The organism is Paenibacillus sp. J31R109, assembly GCF_059692055.1.
Genome location: NZ_JCAUAR010000006.1, coordinates 226153 through 245698, shown reverse-complemented (window position 1 = coordinate 245698; position 19546 = coordinate 226153). Strand labels below are relative to the sequence as shown.

Here is a 19546-nt window from a genome sequence, read left to right as displayed (position 1 = left end):
AGAGCAAAGGGGATGCAACATGAATCATCTCTCAATGGAACGGATCCTGGAACGCATTCATCAGTCGGAGCAATTCGAAGAGATGCGAATTACCAGAGATCAGGTGCATGAGATGTTTCGGGAGCATCTCCTTTTTTCCTATACACCCGAGACAGGTCAGCAAATTAATCAATTTCATGATACGTTGATTCAACGAACTGCGCAGATTGCTGAATATTTGTTGGAGGATGAAGGTTACGGAAAGCCGCCCGTTTCCTATGCTTTTATTCTATTGGGTAGTGGTGGAAGAAGGGAGCAAACGCTCTGGAGCGATCAGGACAACGGACTTATTTATGGTGATAGTGAAACACATTCGCAAGAAGAATTGGCTGTTTACTTTGAGAAACTAACAACCTATATTCTTCACGGATTGAATGTACTAGGATACCCGCCTTGTGAAGGAAATGTAATTTCGAGTAATCCGCAGTGGCGCAAGTCGCTGCAAGGATATACAGAAATGATGCTAGGCTGGTGTATGGAACCCGATTGGGAAAATGTGCGGTATTTGCTTATTTTGGCTGATGTGCGTTGTATCTATGGTTCTGAGGCATTAGTGGTGGAGCTGAAACAGACATTTCTTGCCTATGTTCAGGAACATCCTAGTCTCTTGAAATATTTATTGTCGAACACGCTGCATCACAAAATTTCGTTAGGTGTATTAGGGCATTTGATTACCGAGCGATATGGTGAAGATGCGGGTGGATTTGATATTAAATACGGCGCTTATATTCCGATCGTCAATGGGATTCGGCTGCTTGCTATCCAAGCGGGAATTCTGGCAACTTCAACGATGGAACGAATCAAGCAACTCAAGGTGAATGGGATATCCGAACAGCTGGCATATCAGTGGGAAATGGCATTTTCTATCGCCTTACAGTTAAGGGACAGTACGCCTTTCCTGTTAGAAGAGGAGAGGTATACGACAAGGGGGAAACTTTCATCTCATCAGTTGAATAAAGAGGTTCGCATACAATTGAAACGGTGTCTTCGTACAGGGATTGCCTTGCAGAAGTATGTTAGTAAATCGATAGAGTCACATAGAGAGAGAGAAAAAGGTTAGTTATATCGGATTCGGAAATCGCGTTCTAAGGAGAGGTGAATCGCGTGAAGGATATGCGTCCAGCAGGTCGTATGTGGCATTTATATAAAATGGGTGGTTTAACACCAGCCCTAACCTCGATGTTTGATGTACAAAGTGCGCAACAAATGGCCTTCATTCGGTCCATGCTGAAAGAGCAACGAAAGGATTCATTGTTTGAAATTCCTCTACATTCGATGGAAATTGTGGTGTTTGATCTGGAAACGACAGGCTTCTCTCCTTATAACGGTGATGAAATTATTTCATTCGGGGCCGTCTCTGTTATTGGCAGTGAAGTGCAGACGCAAGAGACCTTTTATAAAATGGTGAACCCTAAACGGAAGATTCCGGATGAGATTGTGAAATTAACGGGCATTACGAACGAAATGGCAAGTGAAGCACCTGATTTAATCGGTGTGTTGAGTGATTTCTTAGAATTTGTTCAACAGAAAATCCTTGTAGCGCATGCCATTGGACATGATAAAAACTTTTTGAACTCAGCCTTATGGCGTACATCGAAAGTAAGCTTATCCCATCGTGTTTTAGACATTATGATGATTGCCAAGTGGTTGATGCCTAAAAGGAAGAACTTGAGCTTAGACTCGCTGCTGCATGCGTATGATGTCCCTGTGACTGTAAGGCATCATGCACTTGAGGATGCTATGATGACCGCGCAGCTATGGTCCCGATTAATGGGGGAAGTCAGAGCGAGAGATGTAGATACATTAGGCGATTTATATGCTTTATTAAGCCATCATTGACCGATGACAAACGAAAGTTTGTGATATGCGGTAGTGGTGGTTTTTTTTAGAGAATAGACCTGAAGGTTGGGATTTGCTTCGTCTTGTAAGGATAGGATCCAATAGCTTGGAACGGTATGCCAAAGTGTGGAGAGATCTTCAGCAGAAGGCACTGGCGCGGCGGTGGGGTGTGAATGGAAGATGCCAACCATAGAAAGGTTTTTATCTGATAGAAAAGGAAGCATTTCGATTGGTTGTATGAGGAATTGCCTTGTTGGATGCTCGGCATGATTGTGAAGGGGTATAAACGTATGTACGTGAATTTCGCTTGAAGACTGGAAAGAGGAATCCCCGAGCAGGATACCGCATGCTTCATTAGGGAGTGAACGCATACTATAGGAGACTAATTCGTCATAGATTTTTTTAGTCAAATGTACGCTCACTTGCGCTCGCCCCCCTCATCATGCGTGACATGAGGTTAGTATATCACGTTTGTTCTTTCAATTCTGCCTTCGGTTTAATGAAGAAGAATACGAGTGCTAGCATAAGTAATGACAACGAGGCGACTGTAAGGAATAGCGTTTTGTGAGAAATGCTCATGAGCCAACCGAAAAGTGGAGGCCCGAAGGCAACGCCAATAAAGCGTAAACTATTGTAGAAGGAAGTAATCATACCGCGCTGCTCACGCTCAACCGATCCGGTTATGAGTGTGTTTAAGCATGGCAGAAGAAGTCCTGTGCCTATCCCACTGAGCGATAATAAGCCAATGAATACATACAAGTTCCCATTCAAGAATGTGGCCAATGTAAGTGAAATAACCATGGTTATAAGCCCGATATTCATGAGCCATCGCATGAGTTTGCCGTTTTGTTTGATTTTAGCCCCCGTGGTATAGGAAGTAATGACGAGACAGAGCAGCGGGATTGCGAGAATAAGTCCTTTGCGTACACCCTCAATGCTGTAAGGCTTCTCTTCAAGGATTTGGGAGAGGTAAAAAAGGACGCCGAATAAAATAAATAAAGTAATCGAGCCAGCAACAAAAGCCGGAAGAAGCCAATGGCCTTTACTCTTCAAGATGGTTGTGATCTGTTTCAGATATTGACGAAGCGGTTCGGCTTCTTTCTCTTTGGGAGGTTCTTTGATCATGAATATAACAGCAAGTAAGGCGAGTAAACAAAACAGTGGAAATGCAAAAAAAGGTGCAAACCAGATGATTAACGCTAACAGAGAGCCAAGGATGGGGCTCACTACTTTGCCGATGCCATTGGAAGCTTCAATAAGACCAAGAGCTTTACTAGCTTTGGGGCCTTTATAGATATCACCGACTAAAGCCATTGCTATTGGGGCTGTCCCTGCCGCTCCAAGCCCTTGTATAGCTCGGGAGGCTATCAGGATTGGATAGGAGTGCCATACCGCGCCTAGCCCGGCGAGAATTCCGGCGCCCCCGTACACGATAAGTGAAGGGATGATAACGGATTTGCGAGTAAAACGATCGGATAAATAACCGGATACCGGAATGATGATGCCTGCTGTCAGTGAAAATAAGGTGATGATAAGCGAGCTTTGGAAGCGAGAGATGTTCATTTTCTCTTGCAAGTCAGGCAGGATAGGAACTAACATGGAATTGCCAAGGACAAGTACTAAAGGGATAGAGGCAAGTGCAAAATACTGCCAAACGCTTCCCTTTGCACCCGCATCTTTTTTATTGGAGGCCCCATTGTTGTGTTCATGAATTCTCATTTTACTTTGTGCATGCTTACCTTTTTGAGGAAGTGCTGCTTGTTTCATGTTAACCTATCCTTTCCTTGCAAAGAGTAGGTTTACTTTTCCCTAATGGCATGAAAGCATACTTCTGTCTGGTGATGTTGGAATTTTCGCTAATTTGGAGATAATATAGAGGGAGTGGAGGTTGATACTGTGAAGAAGAATCTCATCGTGATTGCTTTCGTCTTGTTACTGGCGGGCATTGCGATTTATCAAAATGTTCGAAATGAAAATAAAGAAACATTGATGCCAAGTGAGCAAGCGGCAAAAGTGAATTTCTTAGCTCCTTCTTTTACCTTGCAAGGGTTGGATGGGAAGGATTATTCTGTCGGCGGACCGCGTGAGAAGCCGATGTTTGTAAATTTTTGGGCTTCTTGGTGTGGTCCGTGTGAGGAAGAAGCGCCTGATCTAGTGAATTTGTACAAGAAATACGAGGGGCAATTTGATCTTTATGCAGTGAATGTGACACCTGGGGATAAAATGGAGAATATCAAAAAATTCGTTGACACGTATCAATATCCATTCCCTGTGCTGTTAGATAAACAAGGGACGAATGCGGATACCTATCAGGTTATCGCCATTCCAACCAGTTTTCTGATTGATAAAAATGGTGTGATCCGCGAAATTATCCATGTGCTTTCCCCGAAAGAACTTGATAAGAAGATGGCTAATCTGCTTAAGGAAGAATGAACGAACGCAAAAAGGCTGCAAAGAGGCATGATGCTCTTGCAGCTTTTTCGTATAGGATTAATGATTCACTAAACCTAATCGTTCTTGTTGTTCTTTGTTCGCTGGTTCTACACGTTTGCGGCTGATGAGGGCGTACCGCAAGCTATCGACCAGCGCATACCAGCTAGCTTCAATGATGTTACTGGATACACCTAGTGTGTTCCATGTGGTGTTGAAGTCAGTCGTTTCCATTAAGACGCGAACCTTACCGGCTGTGGCGCCTTTCTCGTCCAATACGCGGACTTTGTAGTCAGAAAGATGAATATTCTTGATATCGGGATAATACTGGATGAGCGCTTTACGCAAGGCGTTATCGAGTGCATTGACAGGTCCATTGCCTTCAGCTGCCGTGTAGATCGATTCGCCATGTACTTTGACCTTGACGATCGCTTCTGAAACGACCGCTTGATTAGCAGTCTTCTCAACAAGCATCTTGAACGATTCAAGGGTGAAAATCTCTTCAAGACCTTCGAACGCTTCGCGCAGCAAAAGCTCGAGCGTTGCATCCGCGCCTTCGAATTGATAGCCTTGGTGTTCCATTTCCTTGATTTTCTCGATGATTTCTTTCGTTTTCTGGTGCTCCCGATTGAAATCCAAGTTCAGTTCTTGTGCCTTAACCAGCACGTTGCTTTGACCAGCAAGCTCAGAAACAAGAACGCGCTGTTTATTTCCTACGAGTTCAGGCTTCGTATGTTCATACGTACTGGCGTCCTTGAGAATAGCCGAGACGTGAATGCCGCCTTTGTGAGCAAATGCTGCATTGCCAACGTAGGGTTGGTTAACAGGCATATGCATGTTGGCGATTTCGCTGATATATCTTGAAACGGATGTTAATGACTTTAATTGATCTGGGGAGATGACCTCATAACCCAGTTTCAATTGTAAGTTAGGGATGATTGAGCTTAGGTTAGCGTTACCGCAACGCTCGCCATAACCATTAATGGTCCCTTGAACTTGTCTTGCGCCAGCTTGTACGGCTGCTAAGGAGTTCGCTACACCTAGTTCACAATCATTATGAGCGTGAATACCAATTGGTGTAGAAACGTGCTGTGTAACGGTGGTTACGATGGCAGTGATTTCGTTTGGCAAAGATCCGCCATTCGTATCACATAACGTAATCCAATCGGCACCAGCATCTTGCGCTTTTTTGATAGTCTGGAGTGCATAATCTGGATTGTTCTTGTAGCCATCGAAGAAATGCTCGGCATCATAAATGACTTCCATTCCGCTGGTTTTCAAATAGAGAACGGAATCATAAATCATGTTCAAATTTTCTTCGAGTGTTGTTTGGATCGCTGTCGTTACATGAAAGTCCCATGACTTTCCGAAAATTGTGGCAACCTGAGCACCTGACTCAACTAGTCTGTTGAGGTTAATATCATCCGCGGCGATTGAATCTTTGCGTCGTGTGCTCCCGAACGCGGTAATTTTGGCATTCGTAAATTTCATCGTACGGGCACGCTCAAAGAATTCAATGTCTTTGCTGTTGCTGCCCGGCCATCCGCCTTCAATATAATGAACCCCAAGCTCATCGAGCTTACGGGCAATTTTGATTTTATCCTCGACGGACAGAGAGATGCCTTCTCCTTGCGTACCGTCTCGTAGGGTGGTGTCGAAGATTTTGACTGATGTTGGCATGGGTTCCTCCTTCAAAAGCTAGCAAAGTGACTTCGTTGTATGAGATGTGTGTAGTTTCGCTTGCTTTAAAGCGCTAATGTATAATTTACGATTATAACATAAATGTACAGCTAAAGACATCATAACGTAAAATTGCGTTGGCTTGAATGATTATTTTTTTGACTTCTCAACTTGGATGTGTTTCACTCGAATGAGAAGGCTCTGAATTCTGTTTCACTATAACTGGGAGGTTGTGAATATGGTGTCGGTAGAGCATCATTATCCCAAGCAAGGCAGAGTCATTTTACATATTGATATGAATGCTTTCTATTGCTCGGTACATGAGGCGGTAGAGCCTGACTTATATAAAGGAAAGCCTCTTGCTGTTGCTGGAAGTGTAGAGCTACGCAGGGGAATAATCGTTACTTCATCATATGCAGCACGGAAGCTAGGGATCAAGACAGGCATGCAAGTTAGGCAAGCGCTGAAAATTTGTCCGGATCTCATCTTGATTAGACCTGATTTTGATCTCTATCGTAATTTCTCTAGACGGTTTATGCAGATAGTCTATGGATATTCACCATTGGTAGAATCTATGTCTATCGATGAATGTTTTGTGGATATCACTGGTTCCAAACAATTTGGAACGCCACTAGAAATCGCGAATAGTATTCAAAAAAGAATTATGAAAGAATTGCAGCTACCATGCTCCATTGGCGTTGCGCCCAATAAGTTGCTGGCGAAGATGGGTTCAGATATGAAAAAGCCGAATGGCATTACTGTATTGCGGCTTCGTGATGTGCCAACTGTGTTTTGGGATAAGCCGTGTAATTATTTGTACGGAATCGGCAAAAAAACAGCGGAGAAGCTTACGCGGCTTGGCATCCATACTTTAGGTCAGTTGGCTGTCGGGGATGATGCCTTACTGAGTAAGCATTTCGGCGTGTTGGGAGCGCATTTGAAGCGCTCTGCGAATGGGATTGATACTTCGCCAGTGAATCCAGAACAGGAGCAGAGTAAGTCGATCGGACATACAACGACATTGCCGCGAGATTACACGGATCGTGTTGAAATTCATCGCGTCTTACTGAATTTAGCAGATCAAGTAGCGAGAAGGCTGCGCAGGCAGGAACTCATGACTTCGACGATTCAAATTACAATCCGTGATCCCGAGATGAGGACGATAACAAGATCGCTTACACTGCCCACCCCTACCGAACATATGGATGATATTTATCGAACCTCCTGTCAGCTATATGATCATCAATGGGAAGATGGCAACCCAGTTCGGCTCTTGGGTATTACCCTGCAGAGTTTGGTTGCCAAAGAAGAATCCTACGTACAATTGGATTTATTCGATTATGAGAAACAGCCGCGCAGGGAGAATTTGAATAAAGTGATGGATGGTCTGCGGGATAAATTCGGCGAAGGAGTCATTCTAACAGCAGGTATGATGAGTGATGATCCCTCTTCCTTGATACGGAACCACAAAGTAAGAGGGACATCCCTGCAAATGGACCATCTGCGTAATAATCCGTTACATAAGAATCAGGAGAGTGAATGACATGGCTTATTGTGTGGGCTTCGCGGGATTTTCCAACAGTGGAAAAACGACGTTGGTCGCAAAGCTTACAATTGAAATGAAGCTTCGCGGCCATCGGATTGCGGTTATGAAACATGATGCGCATGGACATTATAAAGAAGCGAAAGGAACCGACTCGACGATTTATGCGGAGTCAGGCGCAGATGTTGTTGTGACGCTCTCTCCAGATGCCTTGCACGTTTATGAGAAGAAAGAAGCTCCAACCTTAGAAGAACAATTACTAGCTTATGCCCATCTTGATTATATTTTTATTGAAGGTTTTAAGAGGGAAAAGCATCCAAAGATTGCGGTCTATCGTACAATAGAACAAAGAGAAATGATTAGGGAAGTCGTACCATCACCAATAGCGGTTGTAACCGATCTCTCTAATCTAGAAGATGACCTCGCATATCCACGCTTCAATTTGAATGATATCCGTGGAATTGCGGACTTTATTGAGCAAAATTTTGTGGATTGTCAATTTTAAGGTTTGAACTTTGTCCGTATTTATATTATATTTTACAATGAGGATAATTTGAGGAGGAGTAGAAAACATGGCAAAGTATACATTTGTTGATAAAGATACTTGCATCGCTTGCGGCGCTTGCGGAGCTACAGCTCCAGATATCTATGATTACGATGATGAAGGTTTGGCGGAAGTGATTTTTGATGGTGATGGAAACAAAGGGGTTACAGAAATTCCTGAAGATCTTTTTGATGATCTACAAGATGCTCAAGATGGCTGCCCAACAGACTCCATTAAAGTTGCGGATTCACCTTTTAGCTAATCATAATTTAAATCATTTTGTGAAAACTCACGAAATGTCGAAAGAGCTCGTTTCCTGAAAGGGAACGAGCTCTTTTTTTGATGAAATATTGTGAAATTTGTAACAATTTATTGCCAATTCTTACATAGCATCTTACAATGAAACTAGTAAACACAGGGAGGATTATATGGGTAAGAAGAAATGGATTAAGACTTTAGTAGTAGGACTTCTATTAATGGTATTTTCGACATATTTCTACACTGTGAACTCGAGCGGATTGTTTTACTTTGTTGAAGGTCCTCTCCAAGATACTTTGCGTGGCGCGAAATCAATTGAAGAGCGTCAGCCGGACGATCGCATCAAAATTGTGAAGATTGATGATAAATCGCTTGCCGCGATTGGAAAGTTTCCGTGGGATCGAAGTACATATGCACAAGTTATTGAAAAGCTTGAACAATCAGGTGTAGCTGCCATTGGTATCGACGTTGTGCTTGCAGAGCCTTCGAAGAATCCTGGGGATGATAAAGCGTTAGCTGATGTGCTCGCGAAGTACAATAATATTATTTTGCCCGTACAAATAAATTACCCCTCCAAACAACAGTCTGCAGGCGATCTAGTTCCTGAGAGAATTGATTATCCCTCCTCGACACTAACAACCAAGAGAAATCAAATGGCTCATATCAATGTATTCGTTGATAAGGATGGCAAAGCGCGCAAGCTGCCCGTCGGTTTACCTGATGAGAAAGGTGCCTACATACCAGCATTCAGCGTGGCGCTAGCGAATTTAGTTCTGGATGATAGTGAGAAAGTAAAGCGTGATCCTGCAACTGGAGAATGGTTGCGAGGGAATGAAGTCGTACCTACTAACGAAAGAAATCAAGTAACGACTGAGTTTTTCACACTGCCGAGACAGAAGGTAGACGCGACAACCGGTTATGAATTGCTCTCATTCGTAGATGTGCTAAATAGTACAAAGCCATTGCCTCTAAAGGGGAGTATTGTGCTTGTAGGTCCGTTTGTAACGGCCATGCAGGATGAATATCCGACACCAATCTCTTCAGTGAAGATGTTCGGGATTGAAATTCATGCGAATATGATTCAAACCTTGCTAGAGAGTGCTTTCTATCATGATGCTTCGAAATCAGCAGGAATTGCTATCATTCTACTGATTTCATTGCTTGCTATGTTTCTGTTCGAGAAGTTCAATGGAAAGACCGCTTTATTTATTTTTTTAGGCATGTTCGTGATCTATGGCCTAGTATGGCTAGGGTTCTATAGTATTGGTTCTTTGTTCTTACCGCTGGTATATCCGCAATTTGCACTCGTGACGATCTATGTATGGTCTTTGGTTAGCCACTACTTAGAAGAGCGAAAAGAAAGAAACCGGGTTACGGGTATTTTCGGCCGCTTCGTCTCCAAAACCGTTGTGGATGAGCTTCTTCAGTCGGGTGAAGATGTGAAGCTTGGTGGAAGCCGCAAAGATATTTCTTTAATATTTGTTGATATTCGCGGATTCACACCGATGTCGGAACGATTAGAGCCTGAGCAAGTCATTCAGGTATTAAATGAATATTTGGACGTATGTACGAAGGCGATTTTCAAGTTTAACGGCACGTTGGATAAGTTTATCGGTGATGGTGTAATGGCGATGTTCGGCGCCCCTATTGAGTATGAGAACCATCCTGAAATGGCCGTGCGTGCAGCGATCGAGATGAAGTCGCAAGCGGATATTCTTGAGCAGAAGTTGATTAAGAATTATGGCATTGGCGTTAAATTTGGATTGGGGATTAATAGTGGTCCTGCGGTTGTTGGGAACATTGGTTCTGAGGATCTGCGACTGGATTACACAGCGATCGGAGATACCGTTAACTTGTCAGCACGGCTTGAATCCAATGCCAAACCAGGGCAGATTTTAATTAGTGAGCAGACGTATGAACGTGTCAAGGACCTGTTTGTGATCGAATCCATCGGTGAGATGAAAGTAAAAGGAAAAGAAAAACCGGTTGCTGTCTATGAAGTAATCGGACATAAATAAGTTGCTGGGAGGCATGCAGAGTGGGAATGACAAAGAAATCATATCTTTCAATCTTATTAAGCTTTAGTTTGATATTCAGTTTAGTGTCTGTGCTAATGGTTAAGCCAGTGGATGCCAAAACTGTTCGTGTTGCCATTATTTCAGCATTATCAGGCGAAGTGACGATTAAAAAGGGCGGCGGCTCCAAGACATATGATGCCTATGAGAATATGAGTTTAAACCAAGGGGATACCGTTTATACCGGTGATAGCTCCTCTGTCACGCTGAATTTAGCAAGTGGCGACGCAGATGTTACGTTAGGTGACAATGCGGAATTAAATGTGTCAGATCTCAATTCTTCGAATGGCAATAAGAAATCCAAGCTTAAAGTTTGGGCAGGCTCGATGTGGGTCAAAGTGAAATCATTAGCGGGTGCAGATGATGAATTTGAGGTTGAAACGCCAACGGCTGTCATGGGTGTTCGCGGAACGCAATTCTTCGTTTCGGTTGATCCTGTCTCTGGTAAAACGAAAATGGCTGTAGGATCAGGAAGAGTATCGGCATCAACTGTAACACCGAGCTCGGATGATACTCAAACAACAACGATTACCTACTTAAATCCGACGCAAGAAATCTCGTTGGATAATCGTGAAGAAACATCGGATCTGGATTTGAAAGTGGAATTCTTTGATTTAGAGGATTTTATTAAACAAGCCTCTCCAGAAATCATCAAAGAATTGTTGTTAAATAAAGCAGATATTGATAAAGAAAATGAAGCGTTTATTGCTAAAAAGAAAGCTGAAATTGAAGCTGGTTTACTTAGTAGTGATCAGACGACTTTAAGTATAAAGGATCTAGCAGATTTAGATAAAGTGAAGAAAAATCTAGAGAACTTGATTGGTAATATTGCTAAAGAAGCATTGGCTGAGAAGAAATTTGATCAAAAGGCTTTAGATAAAATTATTGAAGATTCGAATAAAAAGATCACAAATGAGGACAAGAAGCTAGATTTATCTAAAGTCAAGCCATTGGATAAAACGGCAGGTGTGAATCCTGATTTAGAGAAAAAGAAACAAGAAGAATTGAAAAAGCTAGAAGAAGCGAAGTTGAAAGCGAAGTTGGAAAAAGATAAAAAAGCTGAGGAAGCTAAGCAGAAGCTGGCTGCTGCGTTAAAAAAGCTTGAGGAAGAAAAGAAGAAGATTGAGGCTGAAAAGAAGCTTGCTGAAGAGAAAGCAAAAGCTGATGCCGAAGCGAAGTTGAAGGCTGGTTTAACGGAGCAAGAGAAAAAGGCCTTTGAGGATGCGAAGGCTGCGGAAGCGAATAAAGGAAATACTACGACCCCTCCTCCAGTTAACTCAGGTGGTGGTTCAGGAGACTCTGATTCTGGTGGAGTAACGCCCCCGGTAGAAAAGCCTAAAGTTAGTTTAACTGCAACACCAATTAACCCTGAAGATGTCGTGATGCCAGTATCGGTTGGCACGGAGGGCGGAGCTCAAGTGGGGCCTCCTAACAGTTTTTATTACCTGAATATTGACATCGCAGGCATTACAAATATTTACGCTGTAGAAGTTCATTTGCTATACTCGCGTGCAAATTATATTCCATTTATACCTTTAACAAATAAAGATATTTTTTACAAAACGAATGCTTCAACGAGTGCTGACTATATCAAAGAGTACAAGCCTTTCTCTGCAAATGGAGCAACTAGTGAACTCGTTTATGCGGTAACCAAATTTGGCGGAGGCGCTCCAACTTCTGCTTCCGTGAAGACTCCGCTAGTTAGTATTCCTATGAGTTCCATTTTTGAAGATGAAATCAGTGTAGGTAAAATTGTGATCGTGAAGAAAAATGGTGAGACTTTCGAGAAATTAACGGTAGCTGATCTTCAACAGATTGCGCCGTTACCGATTGAAGGATCTTATCTTCCATAAGCGTAAAGTTCACTAGATAAAAAGGAGAACCTATGAAACCATTACAACACATATTTGTTTCAAGCGTTATTGCTGCTACGCTGCTAGGAGGATCATCTGCAATAGCCGCTGGCTTAGATGCTGATGCGTTGAAGTCTAGCAACGGTCAGTTCCTATCTGATATTTCTACGCTAGCGGGAATTGGCGATTTTGAAGATCGTGATGGGGATGCTTCAAAAGCGGCATTTCGCGCCCCAAGCAGTGTACTTCAACTTGCAGACGGGAGTATTCTCATTGCCGATACAAGAAATCATGTCATTCGTAAAATGAAAGATGGTCTAGTCACGACATTTGCTGGACCTGAGATTGCTGTTGTAAAAAACAGTCAAGGTTTCCCGACAGGAGGACTCCTTGATGGGAAAGCAGCTGAAGCGTTTTTTAATGAACCAGCGGGGCTTGCTTCAGACACCAAAGGGAATGTCTATGTAGCGGATGCTGGTAATCATGCAATTCGGAAGATTGACGTGAATGGGAACGTCACAACCGTTGCTGGTAATGGCGTGCCCGGGAACAAAGACGGTAAAGGTGCAGCGGCAAGTTTTAATCACCCAAGCGATATTGCAGTTAGTCCGGATGGCACTGTGTATGTAGCAGATTCCCTCAATCATACTATTCGCAAAATCACAGTGGATGGAGTGGTTACAACACTTACAGCGCCTGTTACTCGAGCTATTCAAGTGCGTCCAGGTGAGGCTTCATTCGCAGGGGAATATCACGATGGGAGCCTTTCAACGGCTACATTTAATGAACCTTCGGGACTCGCGCTAGACAGCAAGGGGAATCTCTATGTAAGCGACACGGGAAATCAACGTATTCGTTATATTGATTTTGCATCCGGAAGTGTTACGACGATCGCAGGATCAACGGCTACGGGCAGTTCTGCGGCACTTTATGGGAAAAACGAACTGTATGCACAAGGTGACTTTGCAGATGGTGATGCATTGCAAGCAAAGTTCGACTTCCCAAAAGGTCTAGCTGTGACATCTGAAGGTGGCCTTCTCATCGCGGATAGCTTGAATCATTCAATTCGCTATCTGTTGAATGGACAAGTATCGACGATCTCAGGAACGCTTCAAACGGGAGAGACTGACGGGGTGGAACAATCCGCTCAATTCTACAATCCTTCAGATGTGCTTGCTACTATGCAAGGGAATCTGGTTGTTGCTGATGCGTCCAATAACAAGATCCGCAAAATAACTCCTTATCAGTTACCTGGGGAAGTATCCAAAGATGGCCAAGTGAAAGTGGTAAGTGGCAATAAGTTGATTGCATTTGATGCGCAGCCTGAAATTCAAGATGGTCGTACGATGGTACCTGTTCGTGCGATCAGTGAAACGTTTGGCTATCAGGTTACTTACGTAGAGAAGGCTGGCAAGTCTGTTGTGCAGCTCGCTAAAGGCGATCTAACGGTAGAAGTAACGATTGGCGAAACGGGGATCGTACGAAAGCAAGTAGGCGTTTCAGATCTTAAGCTAGAGACGGATGCAGCCCCTTATGTGAAACAAGATCGTACGTATGTGCCGATCCGCTTCTTCGCCGAACAGATCGGTTTGGATGTACAATGGGATGCTTCGCATCAAACAGCTATTTTACGTGTGAAGTCTTACACGAATTAGGCATGAGTTAATGAAAGGCTTGGCAGAGGTAATCCTCTGACCAAGTCTTTTTTTCATTCAGACTTCAACTTTGTGTCCTAATTGCCGATAAAACGGAGAGTGGAGTATGTGGATTGGGGGGATGAAAGAAAGCATGAAGTCGAATAATCGAAACGATCAATTGGATCGATTCTTTCAACATAATCCGATCGAGGATCCTCTCTATCTCAAAAAATATGTCAAAGAGCATCCTGATCATAAAATGGCCTGGTATCTGTTAGGCAGAGAATATACAGCACAAGGTAAAGCGGGGAAAGCGGCGTATTGTTTTGCACAAGCGGGTGAAATATATGAAGCTTTTGAGCAGCAAAAAATCGTATTAGATGGGCCTATACCAACCACCTCGACAGCGGTGATGGCAAGCAAAGTCGATGTGCCAGTAGAACGTAGATCCGCATCTAGAAACGGGCGGATAGGGGTGTTTTTTCTGATCCTATTTCTTCTGTTAGCAATTCCGGCAGGCATGGATCTAGCTCAATCAGAGGGGATTGAAGAAATCGTGGTGGCTGAGCAACCAGAGGGAGCCACAGCAGTTACGGCATTCACTAGTATTCAGAGTGATAATCCTGGAATAAAGCTTTATGTCACTGATGGTAATTGGGGCAAAAAGCTGCAGCAAATTTTAGAACCTCCTACTAAAGCAACAGGAGAGTCTGTGATTATGGACGTTCCTCCTAGTAAAGATGGGCAATGGCGGGAATGGTATCGCGCTGTTCGTCCTCTTCTCAGTGTGGAACATCCAGGTACAGGCGCGAATGAAGCGGTATTAAAGTATTATCAAGCACAAATCTGTGCTTGTCAGGTAGCGGATAGCTCGAAGCTTGTTCCCATAATTTCGGCTTGGATGCATGATCGTGAAGAAGCTATTATTCTCAAAAGTGCGATTCAAGCGTATCAAATCAAAACAGGGGCTTTACCGGATAATCCACAACAATTGACCAAGCCTTATCCGGATAATTTGCTGCCAGGACTTACTCCACAAATGAAGGCGGCTTTTCCCGCAGCGTTGCAGAAAGTGGCTGAACTTGCCGGAGGGAAAGGGGCTCAAGTTCCCAACCTAACAGGTGGGGATACGGGGGGACAACCAACGCAATCAAACGAAGAGAAAGCAGTAGCGGCAGGGACTGCGCAAGCCCTAGCTTCGTCAGAGCCGTTTCAAGAACCGTTAAGGATCATTATTGATACAGATCAGCACCAGTTGGCTGTTGCGAGTGGAGATATTATTCTGAGGCGTTATGAAGTGGGTTTAGGGGGCAATAAGACGCCGCAGGGTGATTTTGTGATCAGTGAAAAAGTGCGTAATCCCAATGGCAGATCGAACGGTGAGTTTGGAAGCCGCGGAATGACGCTGTCCAATACACTTTATGCGATTCATGGGACGAATAAGCCCAAGAGCATCGGCAAAGATGAATCGCACGGCTGTATACGGATGCTTCAGCAAGATGTAGAGGAATTATACAATATGGTTCCTGGACAAACGAAAGTGACGATTGGTAAAGGTGTCTTGCCTTCAGGTGAACCGGGGGATGGGATTGGCGCGGGGGGCGGTAAACCTCAACAAGCGATCAGTTTGCCTTTGGAGACGAAGGATCATAATCCAGGTAAGATTTACAGATGGTTGAATTAGAAAGAGGAAAGGCAAGCATGACGCTTGCCTTTCCTTTTTTTTGCTTTATACTTGAAAGTCATCCGTATGTAAAAACTAAATAAGAGCGTTTTCAGTTTGTTGAAGTCATTGCAAGTTTTTTGCTTGACAAGAAATCAGAAAGCGATTACAATTCGAAATGTGAAGTTTTCAATCACTTTGAAAGAAATCAATTGTTCAAAATAAGCAGTAAAGCCATGATTATGATAACAACTAAGAAAATCGATCCTGTCCAGTAAATGGCTTTCATGTTAACTTCATTTTTCTGTCTGCGTGAAGCGCTTACTGGTTTGCGTTTGGCCATAAGAATCACCTTTTCCATTAGGATTAAACGAGATGATTCTATCATATCATAAGAGTGTGCATCAACGAATAAGAAAAATAGCGAGTTAAAAAAGAGTATTGACGTCCATGTCATTATATTGTAAGATTTAATCACACGAACCGCACATAACAACTGAATATGTCAGTTTTAATAACATGTTACCGTAAGGGCATTAGTTATTAGAAGGAATGCAAGTTTTCTTCTATAACTATGCCCTTTTTATTTTTCCCAAAAAATGAATTTTGAAAGGGGTTGGTAGTGCAAACTTAAGTCTAAGGTTGCTATCGGGTACAACGTTTTACAAATAAATAACTAGATGATGTAAAAAAAGGGAGAAGATGATCACATGAACATGAAGAAATGGTCAACAATTGGTCTAGCAACATCTATGGCACTCGTAGCTGCAGGTTGCGGTAAATCCACACCCGCTGAAACGACAAAACCAGCTGCATCTGTAGCACCTACTACGGCAGCTTCCACAGCTCCAACTGCAGCAGCTTCAACTAAACTTACAGGTGATTTTGAAATCCAATACTTTGTTGGCGGATACGGCGACAAATGGTGGAAAAAAGTCATTGCTGATTTCCAAGCGAAAAACCCTGATTTGAAAATTAAAGAAAGTGCGGGACCGAAAATCAACGAGCAAATGAAACCCCGTTGGATCGCTGGTAACCCACCTGATTTCGTATACATCGATGGACCTGAGTTGTTCGACCGCCAAATGGTGACAGACGGACAACTGGAAGATTTGACAGATTGGATTAAAGACGCGAAAAACGTTGATGGCGAGAAAATCATTGATTTGCTTGCTCAAAAGCCGCAACAATTTGACGGTAAAACGTACAACATTCCTTTCGTAATGAGCTCATGGGGTATTTTCTATGACAAAGCTCTTTTCAAAGACAAAGGTTGGGCTGAGCCGAAAGACTTCGAAGAGTTCTTGGCTGTAAGTGAGAAAATCAAAGGTGCTGGCATTAATCCATTCATCCACACTGGTAAATATCCATACTACATCAACGGCGGCGTATTGCTTCCAGCGATCGTATCTGCGAACAACAATGATTACAAATTGCTGCAAGACATGTCCACAAACAATCTTGAAGCTTGGAAAAACCCTGCCATCATTAAAGGTCTAAACAAGATCGTTCAAATGCGTGATAAAGGCTACATCGACAAAGCATCCGTACAAATCAACCACACGGATTCCCAATCCTTGTTCCTACAGCACAAAGATGCATTCATCCCGAACGGACTATGGTTACCAAACGAAATGGCAAAAGACGTTCCTGGTGGCTTTGACTTCGGATTCATTCCATCCATCACACAAGATAAAGGTGGAAAAGTCGTAGCTAACACGTCCACAGCTACTTTCGGTATCGCAAAAAAAGCGAAAAACAAAGATGCTGCCAAAGCGTTCATGCAGTTCGTATTCTCCAAAACACAAGCTTCCCAATGGGCTGAGCTAAGTGGTGCTCCTTCCAACGTGAAAGGTGATATCTCGTCTTCCAAAGCTCCTAACTTCGTTAAGGATGCTGCGAAATTCTTGTCTTCCCCTGATACAATTGTAGTTCCTACAGTGTCCTTCGCTGCTGACGTTGATAAAGCGATGCAAGATGCTACAGTTGCTTTGACAATTGGCACAATTACGCCTGAACAATGGGTAACTCGTGTTTCTGATGTTGTGGCCAAACAAAAGAAATAGGAACTGAATGAAGCAGTGCGGAGAACTTTCAAAGGCAAAGTTGCCTATGGCGTTCTCCGCCATTTTAATGATAGGACGGTGACGATAGAATGAAGACCAACGCGAAAAAGTTGAAACGGAATTTGTTCATCGCTTCATTCATCATTCCGACTTTTATATTCTTCTGCGTATTTACGATATATCCCGTTATACAAGCGTTACAGAAGTCATTTTATGATTGGTCAGGAATGTCAGAAAATAGCGAGTTTATTGGGTTTGATAATTTCGTTGAGCTTTTCAAAGATCCGATTGTACTTAGAGCAATAGGGAATGACTACTTCCTTGTCGTTGGTAAAGTGATTGGGATTATGATTCTGGCGACTTTCTTCGCCGTAGCGTTAACCAGATTTAACTTGAAGGGTTCTGGGTTCTTCCGAGCCATCTTCTTTATCCCGAATGTCATTTCGGTCGTTGTTATCGGCGTACTTTGGAATTTCATTTACAACCCACAAATCGGTTTCTTGAATGCATTCTTGTCTCTCTTTACTGAGAAAAAAGTAGATATTACTTGGTTAGGTTTTCCTCAACACACGATCTGGATGCTTCTACCCCCTACGATTTGGGCTGGTATCGGCTTCTACATGATCCTGATGATTGCTGCAATCGTGAATATTCCTGCTTCTTATTATGAGGCAGCTAATATAGACGGAGCTGGTCAATGGTCGCAATTCCGCCATATCACCATGCCGCTCATTTGGGAGCAGATTAAGGTTTCCATCGTTAACATCGTTATTACGACACTCAACGGATCGTTCGTCATTGTTCAGTTAATGACCAATGGCGGACAACCCGACAATACGACGCAAGTTATGGGTTCTTATCTGTATCGGATGGCTTTTCAACAGTATCATTTCGGTTATGGAGCAGCCATTGGTGTCATGATTCTGATCGTGTCACTTATCACAACACTGATCTTGCAGCGCATTATGCGCCAAGAAACTATCGAAATGCACTAAAGTCATCATAGACAAAGATACTGAGGGAGGGAAACCATCGTATGGCTATCAAAAATCCATTAGCGAAAATGTTAGTTTGGATCATTCTGATCATATGGAGTGTAGCCGTGCTTTATCCACTTGTGTGGACATTGCTTGATGCGCTCAAAAATAATGAACAATTTTTCTTAAATGCCCCTTGGGCATTGCCTAAATTCCCGTTACTTTGGTCCAATTTCTCTTATGTGTGGAGTAAATATAACTTCAGTACCTACTTCCTGAACTCCATTGTGATAACGGTAGGAAGTACGCTGTTGGGGATGATTCTTGCAGCGATGACGGCTTATATTTTGGCGAGATATGATTTTAAAGGGAATAAAGTTCTCCTAACGATCTATATCTCTTCCATGATGATTCCGTTCGCGCTTGCTTTGATCCCGTTGTTCTTCTTGTTAAATGATTTGCACCTTATCAATACGTGGCTGGGGCTAATCCTCGTCTACGCGGCGCTTAACTTGCCATTCGGGATCTTCCTGCTTGTCGGGTTCTACAAATCATTACCGAAAGAAATTGAAGAAGCTGCGATTATTGATGGCACTTCTCACTATGGCACGTTCTTCCGGGTTATGTTACCATTGTCACAGCCAGGTCTTATCACGGTAATGATCACGAATATGCTGAATAACTGGAACGAATACTTCCTAGGGGTTGTTCTAACAAACGAGCCTACCAAGTATACACTTCCAATTGGTTTGGCTGTGATGCAAGCTGAGATGCAATACCGCGTAGAATGGGGGCCATTATTCGCAGGATTGCTGATCACAACATTGCCAACATTGATCGTATATATGATATATCAACGCCAGATTGCAAGTGGGATTACAGCAGGTGCTGTGAAATAACTGGATATGGCAATGCATAGAAAAAACACCTTAACCTAGAGGA

Annotated in this window: 17 protein-coding genes; 13 read left to right on the top strand and 4 right to left on the bottom strand. The window is 43.1% G+C overall.

Going from position 1 to position 19546, the window contains the following annotated elements; translation table 11 throughout:
- Nucleotides 1-19: 19 nt before the first annotated feature.
- Both AC58QT_RS17915 and AC58QT_RS17910 read left to right on the top strand, forming a co-directional pair.
- The gene (locus AC58QT_RS17915; protein WP_497410214.1) at nt 20-1099 is read left to right on the top strand and encodes a DUF294 nucleotidyltransferase-like domain-containing protein; all 1080 of its coding nucleotides are present in this window, start codon (nt 20-22) and stop codon (nt 1097-1099) included.
- Between the two features lie 44 nt (nt 1100-1143).
- Nucleotides 1144-1878 carry an exonuclease domain-containing protein gene (locus AC58QT_RS17910; RefSeq protein ID WP_310222484.1) on the top strand — a complete coding sequence of 245 codons (735 nt, stop codon included), beginning with the start codon at nt 1144-1146 and terminating at the stop codon, nt 1876-1878.
- Here AC58QT_RS17910 and AC58QT_RS17905 read toward each other — a convergent pair.
- Nucleotides 1872-2300, bottom strand: a complete 429-nt coding sequence (locus AC58QT_RS17905) for a M67 family metallopeptidase (RefSeq protein WP_497410213.1) — start codon at nt 2298-2300, stop codon at nt 1872-1874. The genes AC58QT_RS17910 and AC58QT_RS17905 overlap by 7 nt on opposite strands.
- A 43-nt stretch (nt 2301-2343) precedes the next feature.
- Complete coding sequence (locus AC58QT_RS17900; RefSeq protein ID WP_497410328.1) at nt 2344-3597, bottom strand: MFS transporter; 1254 nt, start codon at nt 3595-3597, stop codon at nt 2344-2346.
- A gap of 177 nt (nt 3598-3774) precedes the next feature.
- On the opposite strand from AC58QT_RS17900, the gene AC58QT_RS17895 reads away from it, so the two are divergent.
- Complete coding sequence (locus tag AC58QT_RS17895; protein WP_497410212.1) at nt 3775-4311, top strand: TlpA disulfide reductase family protein; 537 nt, start codon at nt 3775-3777, stop codon at nt 4309-4311.
- A gap of 57 nt (nt 4312-4368) precedes the next feature.
- On the opposite strand, the gene cimA is transcribed toward AC58QT_RS17895, so the two are convergent.
- Nucleotides 4369-5988: a citramalate synthase gene (gene cimA, locus AC58QT_RS17890; protein ID WP_497410211.1), complete on the bottom strand. Its 1620-nt coding sequence runs from the start codon at nt 5986-5988 to the stop codon at nt 4369-4371.
- Between the two features lie 238 nt (nt 5989-6226).
- Here cimA and AC58QT_RS17885 point away from each other — a divergent pair, with 238 nt between their 5' ends.
- From AC58QT_RS17885 to AC58QT_RS17855, 7 genes are all read left to right on the top strand, one after another.
- Entirely contained in the window at nt 6227-7531 is a 1305-nt protein-coding gene (locus AC58QT_RS17885; RefSeq protein WP_497410210.1) for a DNA polymerase IV, read from the top strand.
- Between the two features lies 1 nt (nt 7532).
- Nucleotides 7533-8036 (top strand): molybdopterin-guanine dinucleotide biosynthesis protein B, encoded by a 504-nt coding sequence (mobB, locus tag AC58QT_RS17880; RefSeq protein WP_497410209.1) that lies wholly within the window; start codon nt 7533-7535, stop codon nt 8034-8036.
- A gap of 67 nt (nt 8037-8103) precedes the next feature.
- Nucleotides 8104-8337 (top strand): ferredoxin, encoded by a 234-nt coding sequence (locus tag AC58QT_RS17875; RefSeq protein WP_028556576.1) that lies wholly within the window; start codon nt 8104-8106, stop codon nt 8335-8337.
- Between the two features lie 166 nt (nt 8338-8503).
- Nucleotides 8504-10351: a CHASE2 domain-containing protein gene (locus AC58QT_RS17870; RefSeq protein ID WP_497410208.1), complete on the top strand. Its 1848-nt coding sequence runs from the start codon at nt 8504-8506 to the stop codon at nt 10349-10351.
- A gap of 26 nt (nt 10352-10377) precedes the next feature.
- Nucleotides 10378-12261 (top strand): FecR family protein, encoded by a 1884-nt coding sequence (locus tag AC58QT_RS17865; RefSeq protein WP_497410207.1) that lies wholly within the window; start codon nt 10378-10380, stop codon nt 12259-12261.
- A gap of 32 nt (nt 12262-12293) precedes the next feature.
- Nucleotides 12294-13916: an NHL domain-containing protein gene (locus AC58QT_RS17860; RefSeq protein WP_497410206.1), complete on the top strand. Its 1623-nt coding sequence runs from the start codon at nt 12294-12296 to the stop codon at nt 13914-13916.
- A gap of 133 nt (nt 13917-14049) precedes the next feature.
- Nucleotides 14050-15582, top strand: coding sequence for a L,D-transpeptidase (locus AC58QT_RS17855; RefSeq protein WP_497410205.1), 1533 nt, complete (start codon nt 14050-14052; stop codon nt 15580-15582).
- 187 nt (nt 15583-15769) lie between these two features.
- Here the strand turns inward: AC58QT_RS17855 and AC58QT_RS17850 are convergent, their stop codons facing one another.
- Entirely contained in the window at nt 15770-15904 is a 135-nt protein-coding gene (locus AC58QT_RS17850; RefSeq protein WP_497410204.1) for a hypothetical protein, read from the bottom strand.
- 367 nt (nt 15905-16271) lie between these two features.
- Between AC58QT_RS17850 and AC58QT_RS17845 the strand changes: the two genes are divergently transcribed.
- The 3 genes from AC58QT_RS17845 (at nt 16272) to AC58QT_RS17835 (ending at nt 19503) form a co-directional block, all read left to right on the top strand.
- Nucleotides 16272-17627 carry an ABC transporter substrate-binding protein gene (locus AC58QT_RS17845; protein WP_497410203.1) on the top strand — a complete coding sequence of 452 codons (1356 nt, stop codon included), beginning with the start codon at nt 16272-16274 and terminating at the stop codon, nt 17625-17627.
- Between the two features lie 89 nt (nt 17628-17716).
- A complete protein-coding gene (locus tag AC58QT_RS17840) occupies nt 17717-18622 on the top strand; it encodes a carbohydrate ABC transporter permease (RefSeq protein WP_497410202.1) in 906 nt (301 codons plus the stop codon).
- A gap of 41 nt (nt 18623-18663) precedes the next feature.
- Nucleotides 18664-19503 (top strand): carbohydrate ABC transporter permease, encoded by an 840-nt coding sequence (locus AC58QT_RS17835; RefSeq protein ID WP_497410201.1) that lies wholly within the window; start codon nt 18664-18666, stop codon nt 19501-19503.
- Nucleotides 19504-19546 lie beyond the last annotated feature (43 nt).